Consider the following 17,051-nt stretch of genomic DNA (forward strand, 5'->3'; position numbering starts at 1 on the left):
GCCGAGCGTGCCGCGGCGGACGGGTCGGCTAACGTCACCGGTATGAGCAGCACCGCCGCCCTGACCGAGGCACTCGCCGACGGCACGCTCGTCCTCGACGGCGGCATGTCCAACCAGCTCGCGGCGGACGGGCACGACCTGAGCGACGAGCTGTGGTCCGCGCGGCTGCTCGCCGAGGACCCCGAGGCGGTGACCGCCGCTCACCTCGCGTACTTCGAGGCGGGCGCGGACGTGGCGATCACGGCGAGCTACCAGGCCACGTTCGAGGGCTTCGCCCGGCGCGGCATCGGCCGGGAGGAGGCGGCCGGACTGCTCGCGCTGAGCGTCCGGTGCGCCCGCGAGGCGGCCCGGCGGGCCCGCGCCTCCCGCCCGCTGTGGGTGGCGGCCTCGGTCGGCCCGTACGGCGCGATGCTGGCCGACGGCTCCGAGTACCGGGGCCGCTACGGCCTCTCGGTCACCGAGCTCGAACGCTTCCACCGTCCCCGGATGGAGGTCCTGGCCGCCGCCGCGCCCGACGTCCTGGCCCTGGAGACGGTCCCCGACACGGACGAGGCGGAAGCCCTGGTGCGGGCGCTGCGGGGGCTGGACGTCCCGGCCTGGCTGTCGTACTCGGCGGCCGGCGGCCGCACCCGCGCGGGCCGGCCGCTGGAGGACGCGTTCGCCCTGGCCGCGCGGGCGGACGAGGTGATCGCGGTCGGCGTCAACTGCTGCACGCCGGAGGACGCGGACCACGCGGTGGCGCTCGCCGCGCGGGTCACCGGGAAACCGGTCGTCGTCTACCCCAACAGCGGCGAGACCTGGGACGCCGGGGCACGCGCCTGGACCGGCCGCCCGACGTTCACCGCTTCCCGGGTCACGGGATGGCGGGAGTCGGGGGCCCGGCTGATCGGGGGCTGCTGCCGGGTGGGACCGGAGACCATCGCGGCGGTCGCGGGCACGCTGCGTCCGTCGTAGCGAACTCGCACCATACGACCTTGCCGGGGGCCCGCTCCGCCACGCCCCACTTGTCCGCCAGCCCGTTCACGAGCAGCAGCCCGCGCCCGCTCTCGTCGGGCGCGTCCTCCGGTACGGCGGGCACACCGCCCCCGCTGTCGTGCACCTCGACCCGGATGCCGTCGGGGTAGGGCAGCAGCCGCAGCAGGAACCCCCGGCCCGGTGGTACGCCGTGCAGCAGCGCGTTGGTCGCCAATTCGCTGACGCACAGCAGCACATCGTCCGTGCGCCCGCGCACACCCCAGTCGTCGAGCACCCGGCGCGCGAACGCCCGCGCCCCGGGCACGGATCGGCGTTCACGCCGGAAGAAACTCTCACGTGGGCAGGGGTTTTGGGGCGGGGGTGAAGTTTCCTGATTCACGGGACGAGAGTCACGCTCCGTGCCCACCATGGAACAGACGGCGCACTCGTACGGTCCGACTGTACGGGTGCGCGATGGTGAACGTACACGGACGGCTGGGGAGTTCCACCGCATGGGCACCACGACGACACGGAGAAACGCCTCGGCGATGAAGATGGTGGGCGCGCTGCTCGCCCTGTACCGCCAGGCGGCCGGGCACACACAGAGGTCGCTGGGCGAGCGGTTCGTGATCAGTGAACAGCAGATCGCGTCGATCGAACAGGGCCGACGTCCGCTGAAGCCGGATCTCGCCGAGCAGCTCGACGAACTCCTGGGCACGAAGGGGGCGTTGTCGGTCGCGTTGAGCCGGATGCCGGAGGTGGATCTGGTTCCGTTGTGGGCGGAGGAGTATCTGGATCGGGAGCGGGAAGCTCTCGTGATCTCCTCGTACGAGAACCAGGTGCTGCCGGGTCTGCTGCAGACAAAGGCATACGCACAGGCGGTGTTCCGCAGTCGCATCCCCGTCATCGACGAGGGCGAGATCGAGAAGCACGTAGTCGCACGCACTGCACGGCAATCCATCTTCCATCGAAAGGAGCCGCCGATCACATGCTTCGTCATCTGGGAGGCGGTGATCCGAGACCACCTGGGCGGGAAGGAGGTGTACCTCGAACAGCTGCGGAGCCTCCGTCAACTCTCGGATCTACCAGGCCTCACCTTGCAAGTTCTACCGCTCGGGCGCACCACTCACGCGGCGCTCGACGGCCCCTTCGTTCTCCTGGAAACGCCTGATCATCAGCGACTCGCCTACACAGAAACTCAGCGCGGTAGCCAACTCATCGCTGATCCGTACGAGGTGGCGATCCTTACCCAGAGGTGTGCGATGCTGCGGTCACAGGCCCTCAACCCCGAAGACACGAGGGACCTGCTGGACCGTCTTCTAGGAGACCAATGAGCAGCACCGCACTTCGGTGGTTCAAGTCGAGCTACAGCGGCAGCGATGGCGGCAACTGCCTCGAAGTCGCTTACACCTGGCGCAAGTCGACGTACAGCGGCGATGAGGGCGGCAACTGCGTGGAGATCGCCGCCCACCCCTCCGCCATCCACATCCGCGACTCCAAGACCCCGCACGCCCCCCACCTCACCGTCACCCCGTCGGCGTGGGCCGCGTTCCTCTCCGTACCCACGGAGTCGGACGCACCGTAGGCCGCGTTCTCACCCGCGCGGTGCCTCCAAGTACCGCAGCACCGCCAGTACCCGGCGATGCCTCTCCTCCGCACGAGGCAGGTCGAGCTTCGTGGATGCCGAGGGCCGTGGCGACGGCTGCGTTGGTGCGACCCTCGGCCATGAGGGTCAGATCACGGGAGATTCGGTTCCTCCGGACCTCCCTGCTGCTTGCTGCTTGCTGCCTGCTGCGCGAGGGGCGGCCACTGGAGCAGCTGCTCCTCCACACTGAGGGGTGTGCGGCCGATGAGGGCGGCGAGCGTGGGATCGACGGTGGCGAACTCGCCCTCGCGGGCGGCGGCGAAGATGCCGAGCAGTCCCTCGGTCTGTTCGGCGGGCACGCCCCGGCCGGTGAGCTGCTCGCGCATCCGGTCGTCGGAGACGGTGGTGCGGGTGAGGGCGCGGCCGGAGACCTCGGAGGCGAGGCGGACGAGGTCGTCGAGGGTGAGGGCCTCCTGGGCGGTCAGCGGGGGCGTGGGTCCGTCGAACCTGCCCTCGCCGGCGAGGATCGCGGCGGCGGCGTCGGCGAGGTCGTCGTGGGCGGTCCAGCTGACCGGACCGTCGGCGGGGAGGGCGAGGTCGCCATATTCCAGCGCGGGCTGGAGGAAGCGCAGCGCGCTGTCGGCGTAGAAGCCGTTGCGCAGCGAGGTGAACGGCACACCGCAGGCGGCGAGCGCCTCCTCGGTGGCCGCGTGGTCACGGCAGGCCTGGAACCGGGAGCCGGGGCTCGCTCCCATGTGGCTGGTGTAGAGGATGCGGCGGGCGCCGGCCCGCGCGGCGGCGGCGATGGCGGCGCGGTGCTGTCGTATCGCCTCGTCCCCGAAGGTGTCGACGGACACGATCAGTACGTGGGTGGCGCCTTCGAAGGCGTGGGCGAGCCCGGTGGGGTCGGTGAAGCGCCCCTCCCGCACCCGCACGCCCCGGTCGGCGAGGCCGTGTGCCTTGCGCGGGTCGCGGACGCTGACGCCGATCTCCTCGGGCGGCGTACCGCGCTTGAGCAGGCTCTCGACGATGCGGCCGCCGAGCTGTCCGGTGGCTCCGGTCACGATGATCACAACAGACTCCGATGCGTCTCGGTGCTTGGTCCGGTGTTTCCAATGGAACCATAGAATTGATAACACTGGAAATATCAGCGAAACCGGGAGCCCTGTACCATCGCTACATGCCGAAGCGTGACCAGACCCGTCAGCGGGTCATCGACGCAGCCATCGAGCTGCTGGAACGGGAAGGGCGCGACGCGGTCACCACGCGCGCGGTGGCGGTCGCGGCGGGTCTGCAACCCCCCGCCATCTACCGCCTCTTCGGCGACAAGGACGGCCTGCTCGAAGCGGTGGCCGAGCACGGCTTCGCGACGTTCCTGGCGGGCAAGAAGGTCGACCCCGATCCCGAGGACCCGATCGAGGACCTGCGCAACAGCTGGGATCTGGCCGTGGAGTTCGGGGTGAGCAACCCGGCCCTCTACACGCTGATGTACAGCGAGCCCACCCGGGAGACATCGGCGGCCGCGCGGGCCGGGATGGAGATCCTCAAGGGCCGCGTCCAGCGCCTGGCGGCGGCGGGCTGGCTCCGCGTCGACCAGGACCTCGCGATCATGATCATCCACGCGACGGGCCGGGGCGCGGTCCTCACCTGGCTCTCCCTGCCGGAGGACCGCCGCGACCCGGCCCTGCTGACGGCCCTGCGCGAGGCGATGGTCGGCGCGGTCACGCACCAGAAGCCCACCGTCCCGGAACCGGGCCCGGCGGCCGCGGCCCGCACCCTGCGCGCCACCCTCCCCGACCAGACGACCCTCAGCAGCGCGGAACAGCACCTGCTGCGGGAGTGGCTGGACCGCCTGGCAGCGCAGTCATGACAGCCGGGCCCGCCGGCGGACACACCGCCGACGAGCCCGAAGTGCGAGTGCCGCACCCGCTATTGGACGACAGCCCCCGGCTCGGCGCCCTTGAGTAGATCATCGATCCCCATCTGCCGGAAGAAGTCGCGCTGCCGGGCCTGCCGCACGGCGTCCACGTCCTCCACGCCCTTGCGCTGCGGATCGACGACGACCCGCAGGGGGCGTGCGGCGGGCGGCGTGGCCAGCACCTCCACCAGCACATGACCGACGGACGAGACGTCCCCGGCCGCGCCCCCGTTCGCCACGTCGATGGCGTGCAGCCGCTCGGGGAGACCGGCGGCCCGGTCGGGGACGTGTCCGTACTGCGCGGTGACCGCCGCGTCGGCCGGGCCGTTCGTGTGCGCGAAGTGCTCCGTCCCCTGGGTGAACGCGCCGGGGACGACGATGACGGTGTCGATGCCGAACGGGGCGACCTCCAGGCCCAGCGACTCCGCGAGCCACTCACCGGCGGCCTTGCTGGCGACGTAGGGCGCCATGAACGGCTCGGCGATGTGGGCGGTCGTACTGCTCACGTAGGCGAGCGTGCCGAAGCCCTGGCGCCGCATGACCGGCAGCACGGCGCGGTTCACGCGCAGCCAGGACACCGCGTTGGTGTCGAGGATGCGCAGGAACTGCTCCGGGGTGAACGCCTCGGCGACGCCGGTCATGAGCATCCCGGCGTTGTTGACCACGACGTCGATCCGGCCGTCGCGGAGGAGGACGGAGTCGACGGCGCTGCGGCATCCGTACTCGGAGAGCACGTCCAGGTCGAGGGGCGTCAGGCTCAGCGACTCGGCGTCCGCGAGTTCGCGCAACGCCGTGGCCCTGGCCCGGTTGCGCCCCTCAGGATCACGCACCCCCGCGTGGACGGTGTGCCCCGCCCGCGCCAGGGCGACGGCTATGGCTCGGCCGATTCCGGAGCCCGCGCCGGTGACGATGACGACCTGGCGCCCTTCCGCGCTGGTGTCGGACATCAGCGGTTCCTTTCACATAGAAGCACGGCCGCACAGTCACTGGATCTGGCGATACGCACCGAAGAGGTCCTCGAGGTGGTCGGTACGCACGATCTGGCGGCGGGCGTTGAGTTGATGGATGTCGACCGCACGGAAGGAGACCTCGCGGTGCGTGGCGGGCACCCCGAGGAACGTCCCCTCGTGCGTGCCGCTGATCACCGAGCGCACGGTCACGGTGTGTCCGTCGACGTAGAGGGCCTCGATGCGGACCTTCATGTCGGGCAGGGCCGACACGAGGTCATCGGTGACGTGGGCCTTCATGCCCTCCCGGCCGGGCCCCTGACCGGGGGCGAGGGGCACGTCGACGAAGTCCTCGTGCAGCACGCGGTCGTAGACGGTGGTGTCGCCGGTCTCGAACGGCTGGTAGATCCGCACGGCGGCACGCGCCACAGCGGAACGCCGCAGCACGGCCCGCGCCTGCTCACTGACCCCGCCCTCGGGCGTCCAGTACCGCGAGGGAGTGCCGTGCCCGACACTGACGGTGCGCGGGGAAGCGGCCCCGCCGTCGAACGAAACCAGGGGCACGGCGGTGAGCAGCGCGACCCCGACCCCCAGCACTAACCGCTGACTTGCCCGGAACTTCATGTGTCATCTCCTGTCTCAACGGGAGACTCCACGATGCGCGCCCTCACCCCCCTGAACCAGAGGACGCCATCCCCACCCTCACGCCCCCGGGCCACCGGGAAAAGGGATGGCGGGGGCCGGGGTCCGGCGCCGAGCATGGGCGCATGACTGACGACGTACCCGCGCGATGGACAGGGCGACCGTCCACCCCGACATGTGGGCCGACCCCGCGGACGACCCCCGCGACAACGAGGGGCCCGGTCCGGACGGTGAAGCGGCGACGCTGGAGGGGGTGCTGAGGGACTACCGGCTGACCTTGCGGATGAAGTGCGAGGGGCTGGACCCGGAGCAGCTGGCACGGCGGTCGGTGCCGCCGTCCACGATGTCACTGCTCGGACTGGTGCGGCACCTCGCCGAGGCGGAGCGGGACTGGCGCAACTGGATCAGCGACGGCGACCCGCTGCCGAAGCTGTACGGCAGGCGCGACGGGGACTTCGACGGCGCCGTGGCCGATCCGGCCGTGGTCGACGCCGCCTACGCCGACCTGGAGCGCGAACAGGCCGCGACCGACGCCGCGCTGGCCCCCCACCCCGACCTGGGCACACGGCTCGGCAAGGAAAGCATCGCGGCGCGGGAACTGCTCGTCCACCGCATCGAGGAGTACGCCCGCCACTGCGGCCACGCCGACCTGCTGCGCGAGTGCGTCGACGGGCGGGTGGGGCAATAAGGGCCACAGGGGCCGGGCCCGGGTCAGGTTCTGCGGAGGGCGCCCGTGCGGCGCAGGCGGCGGACGACCGAGCGGAGTTCGGGGGACGGGGCCGGGGCCGGGGCCGGGTGCTCGGCGGTGGGCCGGGTCCACAGGGAGAGTTCGCGGTCGCGGGGGCCGCGGGCCGTGTACGGGGGGCCGTCGCCGAAGATCCGGACCGGGTGGTCCTCGTCCCAGCGCTCCCATCCCGGCGACCCGTCGGTCACGAACCGTACCCACGCCGCGTGCATCGCGTCGGCCAGTTCCTGCGGCGCGCCCTCGCCCGCGAGCTTGCGGGCGTCGGGCTCGTCGCCGCTGTCGAAGACGAAGCCCAGATCCAGGGCGTGGCAGGAGCCCATGCCGGGGCGCCGGGAGGGCCAGGCGAACTCGTAGACGTACGAGGGGTCCCGGCGGCCGTCGGCGAGGCGGTGCAGGGGGACGCGGAGCAGGTGGTCGGTGACCATCTGGCCGACGAGTTCCGCGGTGCCGGCGTCCGGGCGCAGGGCGCGGTAGCCGCGCGGCACCTCGCTGCCGACGCGGCAGCGGGCCATCGCCCCGGCGACGGCGACCGCGCCGAGGCGGTCGACGCGCTCCACCAGGCCGCCGGGAACGAGCCAGAGGCGGTACTCCTCGCGGGTCCAGCCGGTCAGGAGCCCGACGCCCGGCGCCGCGCCGTCCGTGAGGGCCTCCAGGGGATCGCGCGGCACGAGGTCGCCGTCGACGACGATGCCGAAGGCGGGGCCGCCGAGGATCGGGCTGCTGAGGCGGCCGATGTCCGCCTGGACCCGGAGCAGACGGTCGCGGTCGACGGCGGCGAAGGCCTCCGCGGTCGCCGGGACCTTCAGGCGGTGCGCCATGCGGCGGACCATGCGGCGCACCTTGTCGCGGTCCGTGGCCTCGGGCGGGCCGCTCTGCAGCACGGCCCGGCGCACCAGATCCCGCGCCTGCGGTGCGGCGATGAGCGCGCCCGTGCTGATCGCCCCGGCAGACTGGCCGGCAAGGGTGATCCGGTCCGGGTCGCCGCCGAAGGCCCCGATCGACTCGTGCACCCAGCGCAGCGCGGCGAGCTGGTCGCGCAGGCCGGGGTTGGCGGGGGCGTCGGGGAAGAGGCCGTAGCCCTCGACGCCGAGGCGGTAGTTGAGCGACACGAACACCACGCCGTCGCGGGCGAAGGTGTGGCCGTCGTAGACGGGGACCGCCGAGGAGCCCCTGGTCAGGGCGCCGCCGTGGAGCCATACGAGGACCGGCAGGCGGGCGCCGGGGGCGGGGTCGGGGGTCCACACGTTGAGGTTGAGGCAGTCGTCGCCGGGGATCTCCGGGTCGGAGAGGTACTGGGCGAATGCCTCGGAGTACGGGGGCTTCGGGGCCGTGGGGCCGAAGGCGCCGGCGTCGCGTACGCCGTCCCAGCGCTCCGGCGGTACCGGCGGACGGAAGCGGCGTGGGCCGAAGGGGGGTGCCGCGTAGGGGATGCCCCGGAAGACGGCCACGGACCGCTCCCAGCGGCCGCGCACGGCTCCGTACGGCGTTCTGATCACGGGGTTCACACGGTCGTCCGCCGTCATGTGTGCTCACCAGCCCTTCACGGCGCCGCGGCCACGCACCGGCTGGAACCCACCGGTAACACAAGAGCGCCCGCGGCACCTCTCGGTATTCCCGACCGCCTTCGGGTGCGCGTGGGGGGTACGTCGGGGTTCTTCCCGCCCGGGGCCCCGAGCTGCGCGAGGAAGCGCTTTCTGTCCCGCACGGCGGGCATTCCGCCCGTGCCGTAGCACACGGAAGCGCGACGCAGAGTCGTTTCGCCCCGGCATCAGCCGTGTCGGTGACATAGGCCGGGTGTGTCCCGGTCTCGCCTCATACGCTGCGCGCGTGACCAACGACACGACGCGCGCCATACCGGGCGCGGCGGCCGGGGCCGACCCCCCGGAGGGCGACGGAGCACCGCGCCCCCCGTGGCTGCGGCGTGCCGCACTGCGGGTGCGCGAGGCCGCCGCCGGCGCCTGGGCGATCACCCTGCTGCTGCTGGCCGATCTCGTGACCGTCCTCGGGGCGGGCGCGATCTGGCTGGCGCTCGGCGGGGACCCGGCGGTGGTGGGGGTGACGGCGGCGGCCCTGCTGGCCTTCGCCGCCGCGATGCTGCCGCTGATCGCGCGCCGGGGCCCGGACGGACAGCCGCCGCTGTGGCCGCCGTTCGTGCTGGTGGTGATCCCGCTGGCGGTGCTGGCCGTCGGCGTGCCGGCCCTCGGCACCTGGATGTTCCTGGACAGCCGGCCCGTAGACGTGACCCAGCGCGTCGCCCTCGACGGCACGCCTCCGCTGGTGAACGGCGACACCGTCGTCGCCACCGTGCGCACCGACGACCCCAAGCCGCGGCTGACCATCGCCTTCGACGTCGCCCCGCACGACCCCGCCGCTCCGGTGTGCGTGCCTACCGTCGGGCTGACCGTGACCTCCGAGGCGGGCCCGGGCCGGGCCCAGGTGCGCACGGGCGTACCCGGCGACGCGTTCACCTTCGCCCTGGGGCGGGGCACGCGCGAGGCCGAGCTGTCCGTCGTGCTCGAGGCGGAGGCCGGCTGCGAAGTGAAACTGTCCGTCGCCTCGGCGTATCTGGACGACTAGGAAGCGACTAGGAAGAAGGCCCTGTGACGAACGAGCCCCGCCACTCGCGCCCTCAGCGCCCCCAGCGCTCCCCGCGCCCCCTGCGTTCCCCGCGATTCCTGCGTTCCCTCGGTCACCGGTGCGCGCGGGTCGCGTCCGCCGCCCTGCTGCTCGCCCTCGCGGGCTGCGGCTGGACGGCGGACGGAGCGGACGACAAGTCCTCCCTCGCCCGTCACGTCTACATCGGCGGCAAGAGCGACCAGCCCGGCTTCAACCTGTTCAGCGGACACACCTACCGCGGTTTCGAACCGGATCTGGCCGCCTACCTCGGCAAGCGGATCGGTTTCACGCCGAAGTGGCACGACGTGATCTCCGCCAAGCGGGAGCAGGAGCTCGTCGACAAGGCCTCGGCCCTGGTCATCGCCACCTACTCGATCACTCCGCAGCGGGACGAGAAGGTCGACTTCGTGGGGCCCTACTTCGTCACCCGGCAGGGCTTCCTGGTCCGCGAGGACTACCACGGCATCAGGACCGAGAAGGACGTGGCGGGCAAGGTGATCTGCACCGTCGAGGGCTCGACCTCGGCCGCCGCCGCGCTGCCCGGCGGAACGACGCTCCACACGGAGAGCGACTACTCGACCTGCGTGCGTAAGCTCCAGCAGGGTGACCTCGACGCCGTGTTCACCGACGAGGCGCTGCTGTACGGGTACGTGGAGCAGCAGAAGAACAGCGCCACACCCGTGAGGGTGGTGCCCGACGTCTCCTTCGGAAGTAACAACCGGTACGGCATCGGCCTGCCGGAGGGCCTGCGGGGCGACTGCGAGGAGCTGCGCGAGGCCCTTCGCGACTACCTCGTCGAGGAGTGGGCCAGCGATGTGAAGGCCCAGCTGCCCGCGCTGGTCGCCGCCTATCCCGGCGACTGGGAGAACCGCTTCCGCCCCAACCCGGAGGACGTCGACACGTACTCCTCGTGCAGGCCGTGATCAGCCGCGGGCGGCCCAGGTGATGCCGCCCAGCAGGTGGGCACGGAAGTCCGGGTCGGCGTACGCCTCGGTGGTGTGGCCGAGCGCCGTGTAGAAGACCCGGCCCGCGCCCTGGTCGCGGCACCAGGCCAGGGGGTGGTCATCGCCCATGCCGCCGCCGTCGTACGACGACTCGTCGGCGCGCAGGAGGATCCGCGCCCGCCCGCGCGGGTTGCCGCGGAAGTCGTACCACTCGTCGGTGACGTGCCAGACGGGAGGCAGGTGCCGGGTGGCCGGGTGGCCGCCGTCCTCGACGACGGCCCGGCCCGGCTGGAGCGGGGGGTGGCGGTCGAAGCGGGCGCCGAGGAGCTCTCCGTAGTACGGCCAGTCGTCCTCGGTGCACGCGGCGGCGTGCACCCCGGCGAACCCGCCGCCCGACTCGACGTACGCCGCGAGCCGCTCGCGTCCGGCCGGGGTGAGCACCGTTCCGCTGGTGGAGAGGAAGACCACCGCCGCGTACCGGTCGAGGGGTCCCTCCAGGGCCTCCGGGGCCTCGGTGGCGTCCACGTCGAAGCCGAGGTCGCGCAGGGCGGCGACGCCGGCCGGAATGGATGCGTGCCGGTAGTCGGTTATGCGGGTGTGGACGAGAAGCGGGAGCGCGGCCATGCGCCGGAGCCTACGGTAGGGCTGCCGGACGGGCGCCGGGCATCGGCGTCCGGTGACGCGACGGCCGCTTACGATGACGATGATCACGGCGGGCGGACCGGTGGGCCACCGTGGAGAGGGGACCGGAGTCGATGAGCCTTCGTCAGTTCGAGTACGCCCTGGCCGTCGCCGAGGAGGGGTCGGTGACGGCGGCGGCGGACCGTCTCCACGTCGCCCAGCCGTCGGTGTCCCAGCAGATCCGCGGCCTGGAACGGGACTTGGGCGTGCAGTTGTTCGCCCGTACGCCGACCGGTCTGGTGCCCACCGTGGTCGGCCGTGCGTTCCTGCGCGAGGCGCAGGTAGCGGTCAGCGCGTCGCGACGGGCGCGGGCGACGGCGCAGGCCGGCGCCGACGACCTGACGGGCGAGCTGGTGGTGGCGGTGCAGATGGGTTTCGGCACCCGCCAGCTGCCGCGGGCGCTGGGCGAGCTGCGCCGGCGCTTCCCCCGGCTTGAGGTCAGCGTCTTCGAGGAGCCCAGCGCCGCCGAACTGGACCGGCTGTGCCGCCGGGGCTCGCTGGACTTCTCCCTGATGGCGGCGTGCGAGCGCAGCCCCTCCAACGCCCATGTCCTCGGCAACGAGGAGCTCGTGGTGGTGCTGGGCGCCGGACATCCGCTGCTGGCCGCGGACCGGGTCGAGCTGTGCGACCTGGCCGGCGAGCCGTGGGTGAGGTTCGACCGGGACAGCGTGCTCGACACCGCGCTGCTGAGGGTGCTGCGGGACAACGAGCTGGCCCCGGTCACGGCCGCCCGCGTGACCCAGACCTCCACGGCCGTGCGCTGGGCCGCCCACGGGCTGGGGGTGACGCTCGTCCCGGCCTCCGCGGTGCCCCACGGTCATGAACACCTCGTCCGCCCGGTGTCCCCGGCGGTGTCCCAGCCGGTCATCGCCGTGGTACGGCAGGAGGCGGGCCCGGCGGAGACGGCCCTGCTCGAACTCCTGCGCCAGGAGACCTGGTCCGTGTCCGACGCGCCGCGCTCGCCTGCCGGGGTCCCGCCCTCGTCCGGGACCCCGTCCGCACCCGGGGCCCCCTCTGCCGGGACCCCGTCCGCACCCGGGGCCCCGGCCGTGCCCGCACCCGCCTCGTACACCCCTGTGGCCTGACGAACACGTCGCGGCCGCGGGTGCGGGCCCGACTCAGAGCTGGGTGGCGCCCCCGTCCACGGCGAGCTCGACGCCCGCCGTGTAGGTGGCGTCGAAGGCGAGGAAGGCCGCCGCCTTGGCGATCTCCTCGGGCCTGCCGAAGCGCCGCATGGGGTTCTGCGCGACCCGCTCCGCCTTGAACGCCTCGGCGGCCTCCGCGGTCATCGTCTTCTCCAGGATCCCCGTGTCGATGGGGCCGGGGCTGATCGCGTTGACCCGGATCCCGCGCGGCAGCAGGTCGCCGGAGAGGGTGCGGGCCATCGAGCGCAGGCCCGCCTTGCCGGCCGAGTAGGCGCTGCACTCCGGCAGGCCCATCACGTTCGCTGCGGAGGTCGTGAGCACCACACCGGCGCCCGGGCCCATCAGCGGGACGAGCTTCTGCACGGTGAAGAAGGCGCCCTTGAGGTTGATCGCCATCGACTCGTCCCAGAGTTCCTCGGTCGTCGACTCGAGGGGGTTCGGGATGGTGACACCGTGGTTGACGAACAGGGCATCGAGCGTGCCGAACTCGTCCTTCACCCGCGCGGCCAGCTCGTCCAGGTCGGACAGCGAGGTCACGTCGCCCTGGACGGCCAGCGCGTTCCCGCCGAGCTCCTCCAGCGCCGCGTCGAGCGTGTCCTTGGAGCGGCCGTTGACCACCACGCGCGCTCCGCCGTCGACCAGCAACTTCGCCGTCGCGAGTCCGAGTCCGCTGCCGCCGCCGGTGATCACTGCCGTCTTGCCGTCGTACGCACCCATGCCGGGGTCCTTTCGGTCCATCTCTCAGAGGTCGGTTCGGGAATTCGGTTCCGCGGTTCCGCGGTTCCGCCGAGGTCAGACGCGGGGGAACTCGCCGCCGTCGACGAAGATGTTGGCGCCACTGATCCAGTTCGCCCGGTCGGACACCAGGAACAACACCGCCTTGGCGATGTCGTCGGGCGTGCCGTCGCGCCCCAGCGGCGGGGCGCCGACGGCGTTGCTGACGTACCCGAACATCTGCGCCCACTCCTCCCGGGCCGCCTCACCGCCGGGGGTGGCGGTCCTGCCGGGAGACACGCGGTTGACCCGGATTCCTGCGGGGGCCAGATCCTTGGACAGTCCCACGCTGTAGTTTTCCAGCGCCGCCTTGGCGGCCGTGTAGTGCAGGAAGTAGCGGTCCGGCAAGGTCGTCGCGGCCGACGCGACGTGCACGATCGCGCCCGAGCCGCGCTCCCGCATCTCCGGGATGAAGTGCCGGTCCAGCCGTACCGCCGCGAGGAAGTTCAGGTTCAGTGTGTCCTGCCACACCTCCTCGGTGGTGTCCACGGCGCCGTCCCGCGCCCGCGCCCCGCCCGCGGAGCTGACCAGGATGTCGACCCCGCCCAGGACCTCCCGCGCGGACGCGGCGATCGTGTCGATCCCCTCCGGCGTCCGCAGGTCGGCCTCCACGAAGTGGACCTTCCCGGGCAGGTCACCGGGCGCCGAGCGGGCGGTGGTGAGCACCTCGGCGCCCGCGTCCAGCAGGTGGCGCACGATGCCGGCTCCGATACCGCGAGAACCACCCGTGACCAAGGCCCGCTTGCCGGCGAGTTCGCGCTTTTCAGATCCGTTCTCGACTGTGGCCATGCCACCTATTCCTCTCGATTGGTCATTCGCCTGCCCGACGAAAAAGGCATCCAAAATGGTGCGGAAAATGCATCGCCGTACGCGAAGCACGCCCCCTGGAAATTCACGGCGGCCTTCCCGTCGAGCCGTTTCACGGTACGTTCGCGAAATAACGAGTGGCAAATACGTAATAACAGCAGGGGGTATAGGCGTGTCCTATGGGCCCTGCGCGGGAGCGGTGCCCCGGCCGGTGTCCGATTCCTTCAAGACCCGTCCGTCCGGCCCGTCCTACGGTGGGCCGCATGAGCGCACGATTCAATGCCATCGGGATGGTCGTCTCCGACATGGCCGCCTCCGTCGCCTTCTACCGGCGGCTGGGGTTCGCCTTTCCGGAGGGGGCCGGGACACAGGGACATGTGGAAGCCGAACTGCCGGGCGGGCTGCGGCTGTTGCTGGACACGGAGGAGGTGGTCAGGTCCTTCCACCCGGAGTGGGAACCGCCGTCGGGCGGGAGCAGGACGTCCCTCGCGCTGCGCTGCGACAGCCCCGCGGAGGTCGACGCCCTGTTCGCGGAACTGACCGGGGCCGGCAGCCCGGGCGAGCTGAAGCCGTGGGACGCGGTGTGGGGGCAGCGGTACGCCGTCGTCCTCGATCCGGACGGCAACGGGGTGGACCTGTTCGCTCCGCTCCCCGCGGAGTAGGCGGTTACGGGCGGGCGAGGAGTTCGCCCAGCGGCATCCCCGTCAACTGCTTGACCTCGCGGGCCAGATGAGGCTGGTCCGCGTAGCCCGTGCGGATAGCCGTCTCCGCGTACGGGACGCCCGCACGGGCGAGGTCGAGTGCGCGGCCCAGACGGAGGATACGGGCCAGGGTCTTGGGTCCGTACCCGAACGCCGCGAGGGACCGGCGGTGCAACTGCCGAGCGCCCAGGCCCAGTTCGTCAGCAGTCGCGGAGACCGGGCGGCCCGCGTCGAGGGCGGACACGAGACGGTCGAGCAGCGGGTCGGGCGGCGCGGTCTCCGCGGCCCGGCGCAGGGCCAGCTCCTCCAGTCCCCGCGCCGGGTCGTCCGCGGCGTTCACGCGGGCGGCGAGACGCCGTACGGCCGCCGCCGGCCACAGGTCGGCCAGCTCGACGCGCCGGTCGCGCAGTTCGTGGGCGGGAACACCGAGCAGGGCGGGCGCGGCGCCGGGCCGGAAGCGGACGCCCGCCCAGGTGGCCGGCGGACCCTCGGTGAGGTGTGCGTGGGTGTCGGGTCCGGCGACCAGGAGACGCCCTTCGTGCCAGAGCAGGTCCATGCAGCCGTCGGGCAGCACCGCGCCCTGCCCGTCCCCGGACGGGGTGTTGGTCCACACGACCGCGCCCGCCAGCCGCGACGCCCGCTCCCTGTACACCTCCCCCAGGCTACGCCGCGCGGGTCCGCCATTCCTGGGGGCTGACGTCGTAGGCCCGTTTGAAGGCGGTGGACAGGGCGAAGGCGCTTCCGTAGCCGACCTGGCGGGCGATGGCGGCGATGGTGTCGTCGGTGTCGCGGAGCCGGTCCGCGGCGAGGGCGAGGCGCCAGCCGGTGAGGTACGTCATCGGGGGTTCGCCGACGCGTTCCGTGAAGCGGCGGGCCAGTGCCGCGCGGGAGACGCCGGCCTTCGCGGCGAGGGCGGCGACCGTCCAGGGGTGGGCCGGGTCGTCGTGGAGCAGGCGCAGGACCGGACCGACGACCGGGTCGGACCGGGCCGCGTACCAGGCGGGCGGTTCCGCCTCCGGCCGGTCGAACCAGGCGCGCAGCGCGGCGATGGCCAGCAGGTCGAGGAGCCGGTCCAGGACGACCTCCTGGCCGGGGGCGTCCCGCACGATCTCGTCCATGAGGACCGGCGTCAGCGGGCACTCCCACACGTCGGAGGTGAGGGACAGCAGCGGCGGCAGCGCGTCCAGCAGCCGCCCGCCCGTCTCGCCGCGCATCTGGTAGGTGCCGATCAGCATCACCGTCGTACCGTCCACGCGGTCGCCCCAGGTGCGGACACCGAGGTCCATGACGCCGTTCAGGGGCCGCCCGTCGGGGTAGTGGCACTCGCCGCCGGGCAGGATCAGCGCCTGCGGGGCCGTGTCCGGGGCGTCGGCGCAGGTGTACGCGTCGGGGCCGCGCGCGATGGCCAGGTCGCCGGGGCGCAGCGGGAGCCGCTCCCCCGCGTCCGGCAGCAACCACGCCTCGCCGCGGACCAGGAGCATCACCGTCAGCGGGGCGCGGTCCTCCACACGGACCGCCCACGGAGGGTCGAAACAGGCCCGGATCATGAACGCCCCGCGGGCGCGGGGGCCCTCGAGCAAGCCAGTGAGAGCGTCCATGGAGTCAGCGTAGACGCGCACGTATGGGAATGAGCCGCTCGGCGATGGTTCCGTGCGGTGCGCGGCAGTTGAGTGGGGGCATGGGCGAGAACACGAAGCAGAAGCAGATGCAGCAGCCGAAGCAGCGGCATGCGGAAGACGCGAAGGACATGACCCTCGTCGTCACGGGCGCCTCGGGGCGTACGGGGCGGCGGGTGGCGCGGGCCGCCGAGGCGGCGGGGATGTCCGTGCGGGCGGCGTCCCGGGCCACCGGGTTCGACTGGACGGACCGGGCGACCTGGGCGGACGCCCTGCGGGGCGCCGACGCGGCGTATCTCGTGCACCCGGCCGATGTCGGCGCGCCCGGCACAGCGGAGGCGGTCGGCGAGCTCGCCGGCGTGGCACTGGGTCTCGGGGTGCGGCGGCTGGTGCTGCTGTCCGCGCGGGGCGAGGACCAGGCGCTGCCCACCGAGGAGGCACTGCGCGCGTCGGGCGCGGACTGGACGGTCGTGCGGTCGGCGTGGTTCGCGCAGAACTTCAGCGAGGGACCGCTGGCGGAGGAGCTGCGGCGGGGCGCGCTGGCGTTTCCGGCCGGGGAGGTGGCCGAGCCGTTCGTGGACGTACGGGACGTCGCGGACGTGGTGGTGACCGCGCTGACGGGCGGGGAGCGGTACGCGGGGCGGACGCTCACGGTGACGGGGCCGCGGTTGCTGACCTGGGCGGAGGCGGTGGGGGAGATCGCGGGGGCGGTGGGCAGGCCGCTGGAGTATCGGGCGGTGCCGGTGGGGGCGTACGGGGAGGCGCTGGCGGGGTTCGGGGTGCCGGCCGGGGAGGCGGCGTTCCTGGTGGGGGTGTTCGAGACGTTGCTGGACGGGCGGAATGCGGTGGTGGAGGACGCGGGGGTGTGGGAGGTGCTGGGGCGGGGGCCGCGGGATTTCGCGGCGTTCGTGGCGGAGGGGGTGGCGGGCGGGGCGTGGGGGGCCTGACGGTTTCTTCGCCCCCGCCGCCCCTTCCC

At 72.8% G+C, this 17,051-nt stretch carries 20 protein-coding genes; 10 read left to right on the forward strand and 10 right to left on the reverse strand.

Features of this window, described 5'->3' with window-relative positions; all coding sequences use genetic code 11:
• The first annotated feature begins 42 nt into the window (after nt 1-42).
• Nucleotides 43-954 carry a homocysteine S-methyltransferase gene (gene mmuM / locus AC5L3C_RS07285; RefSeq protein WP_493647752.1) on the forward strand — a complete coding sequence of 304 codons (912 nt, stop codon included), beginning with the start codon at nt 43-45 and terminating at the stop codon, nt 952-954.
• On the opposite strand, the gene AC5L3C_RS07290 is transcribed toward mmuM, so the two are convergent.
• Complete coding sequence (locus tag AC5L3C_RS07290; protein ID WP_493647754.1) at nt 854-1,279, reverse strand: ATP-binding protein; 426 nt, start codon at nt 1,277-1,279, stop codon at nt 854-856. The two genes, mmuM and AC5L3C_RS07290, sit on opposite strands and share 101 nt — an antisense overlap.
• A gap of 187 nt (nt 1,280-1,466) precedes the next feature.
• On the opposite strand from AC5L3C_RS07290, the gene AC5L3C_RS07295 reads away from it, so the two are divergent.
• Both AC5L3C_RS07295 and AC5L3C_RS07300 read left to right on the forward strand, forming a co-directional pair.
• Nucleotides 1,467-2,288 (forward strand): helix-turn-helix domain-containing protein, encoded by an 822-nt coding sequence (locus AC5L3C_RS07295; RefSeq protein ID WP_493647755.1) that lies wholly within the window; start codon nt 1,467-1,469, stop codon nt 2,286-2,288.
• The gene (locus AC5L3C_RS07300; protein WP_493647757.1) at nt 2,285-2,539 is read left to right on the forward strand and encodes a DUF397 domain-containing protein; all 255 of its coding nucleotides are present in this window, start codon (nt 2,285-2,287) and stop codon (nt 2,537-2,539) included. The genes AC5L3C_RS07295 and AC5L3C_RS07300 overlap by 4 nt, the downstream gene beginning before the upstream one ends.
• Before the next feature lie 152 nt (nt 2,540-2,691).
• Here AC5L3C_RS07300 and AC5L3C_RS07305 read toward each other — a convergent pair whose 3' ends face one another.
• Nucleotides 2,692-3,612: an NmrA family NAD(P)-binding protein gene (locus tag AC5L3C_RS07305; RefSeq protein ID WP_493647759.1), complete on the reverse strand. Its 921-nt coding sequence runs from the start codon at nt 3,610-3,612 to the stop codon at nt 2,692-2,694.
• 107 nt (nt 3,613-3,719) lie between these two features.
• On the opposite strand from AC5L3C_RS07305, the gene AC5L3C_RS07310 reads away from it, so the two are divergent.
• A complete protein-coding gene (locus AC5L3C_RS07310; RefSeq protein ID WP_125503403.1) occupies nt 3,720-4,409 on the forward strand; it encodes a TetR/AcrR family transcriptional regulator in 690 nt (229 codons plus the stop codon).
• Between the two features lie 59 nt (nt 4,410-4,468).
• On the opposite strand, the gene AC5L3C_RS07315 is transcribed toward AC5L3C_RS07310, so the two are convergent.
• Together AC5L3C_RS07315 and AC5L3C_RS07320 are read right to left on the reverse strand one after the other, a co-directional pair.
• Nucleotides 4,469-5,404 carry an SDR family oxidoreductase gene (locus tag AC5L3C_RS07315; protein WP_493647761.1) on the reverse strand — a complete coding sequence of 312 codons (936 nt, stop codon included), beginning with the start codon at nt 5,402-5,404 and terminating at the stop codon, nt 4,469-4,471.
• A gap of 36 nt (nt 5,405-5,440) precedes the next feature.
• Nucleotides 5,441-6,028, reverse strand: coding sequence for an ester cyclase (locus tag AC5L3C_RS07320; protein ID WP_493647763.1), 588 nt, complete (start codon nt 6,026-6,028; stop codon nt 5,441-5,443).
• Nucleotides 6,029-6,194: 166 nt separating this feature from the next.
• Here AC5L3C_RS07320 and AC5L3C_RS07325 point away from each other — a divergent pair, with 166 nt between their 5' ends.
• Entirely contained in the window at nt 6,195-6,734 is a 540-nt protein-coding gene (locus AC5L3C_RS07325; RefSeq protein WP_493647765.1) for a DinB family protein, read from the forward strand.
• Nucleotides 6,735-6,757: 23 nt separating this feature from the next.
• Here the strand turns inward: AC5L3C_RS07325 and AC5L3C_RS07330 are convergent, their stop codons facing one another.
• Nucleotides 6,758-8,314 carry a carboxylesterase/lipase family protein gene (locus AC5L3C_RS07330; RefSeq protein ID WP_493647767.1) on the reverse strand — a complete coding sequence of 519 codons (1,557 nt, stop codon included), beginning with the start codon at nt 8,312-8,314 and terminating at the stop codon, nt 6,758-6,760.
• A gap of 304 nt (nt 8,315-8,618) precedes the next feature.
• Here AC5L3C_RS07330 and AC5L3C_RS07335 point away from each other — a divergent pair, with 304 nt between their 5' ends.
• Both AC5L3C_RS07335 and AC5L3C_RS07340 read left to right on the forward strand, forming a co-directional pair.
• Nucleotides 8,619-9,368, forward strand: coding sequence for a hypothetical protein (locus AC5L3C_RS07335; protein ID WP_493647769.1), 750 nt, complete (start codon nt 8,619-8,621; stop codon nt 9,366-9,368).
• 23 nt (nt 9,369-9,391) lie between these two features.
• Nucleotides 9,392-10,330, forward strand: coding sequence for a transporter substrate-binding domain-containing protein (locus AC5L3C_RS07340; protein ID WP_493647772.1), 939 nt, complete (start codon nt 9,392-9,394; stop codon nt 10,328-10,330).
• Here the strand turns inward: AC5L3C_RS07340 and AC5L3C_RS07345 are convergent, their stop codons facing one another.
• Nucleotides 10,331-10,975, reverse strand: a complete 645-nt coding sequence (locus tag AC5L3C_RS07345) for a ThuA domain-containing protein (RefSeq protein WP_493647774.1) — start codon at nt 10,973-10,975, stop codon at nt 10,331-10,333.
• A gap of 131 nt (nt 10,976-11,106) precedes the next feature.
• Here AC5L3C_RS07345 and AC5L3C_RS07350 point away from each other — a divergent pair, with 131 nt between their 5' ends.
• Nucleotides 11,107-12,117: a LysR family transcriptional regulator gene (locus AC5L3C_RS07350; RefSeq protein ID WP_493647776.1), complete on the forward strand. Its 1,011-nt coding sequence runs from the start codon at nt 11,107-11,109 to the stop codon at nt 12,115-12,117.
• A gap of 33 nt (nt 12,118-12,150) precedes the next feature.
• Here the strand turns inward: AC5L3C_RS07350 and AC5L3C_RS07355 are convergent, their stop codons facing one another.
• Both AC5L3C_RS07355 and AC5L3C_RS07360 read right to left on the reverse strand, forming a co-directional pair.
• Complete coding sequence (locus AC5L3C_RS07355) at nt 12,151-12,894, reverse strand: SDR family oxidoreductase (protein ID WP_125503415.1); 744 nt, start codon at nt 12,892-12,894, stop codon at nt 12,151-12,153.
• Between the two features lie 75 nt (nt 12,895-12,969).
• A complete protein-coding gene (locus AC5L3C_RS07360; protein WP_493647778.1) occupies nt 12,970-13,740 on the reverse strand; it encodes an SDR family oxidoreductase in 771 nt (256 codons plus the stop codon).
• A gap of 281 nt (nt 13,741-14,021) precedes the next feature.
• Between AC5L3C_RS07360 and AC5L3C_RS07365 the strand changes: the two genes are divergently transcribed.
• A complete protein-coding gene (locus tag AC5L3C_RS07365; RefSeq protein ID WP_493647780.1) occupies nt 14,022-14,420 on the forward strand; it encodes a VOC family protein in 399 nt (132 codons plus the stop codon).
• A 4-nt stretch (nt 14,421-14,424) separates the two neighbouring features.
• Here AC5L3C_RS07365 and AC5L3C_RS07370 read toward each other — a convergent pair whose 3' ends face one another.
• A complete protein-coding gene (locus AC5L3C_RS07370; protein WP_493647782.1) occupies nt 14,425-15,111 on the reverse strand; it encodes a helix-turn-helix domain-containing protein in 687 nt (228 codons plus the stop codon).
• Nucleotides 15,112-15,121: 10 nt separating this feature from the next.
• Nucleotides 15,122-16,057 carry an AraC family transcriptional regulator gene (locus AC5L3C_RS07375; protein WP_493647784.1) on the reverse strand — a complete coding sequence of 312 codons (936 nt, stop codon included), beginning with the start codon at nt 16,055-16,057 and terminating at the stop codon, nt 15,122-15,124.
• Between the two features lie 149 nt (nt 16,058-16,206).
• On the opposite strand from AC5L3C_RS07375, the gene AC5L3C_RS07380 reads away from it, so the two are divergent.
• Complete coding sequence (locus AC5L3C_RS07380; RefSeq protein WP_493653767.1) at nt 16,207-17,022, forward strand: NmrA family NAD(P)-binding protein; 816 nt, start codon at nt 16,207-16,209, stop codon at nt 17,020-17,022.
• Nucleotides 17,023-17,051 lie beyond the last annotated feature (29 nt).

The organism is Streptomyces speibonae (genome assembly GCF_984686075.1).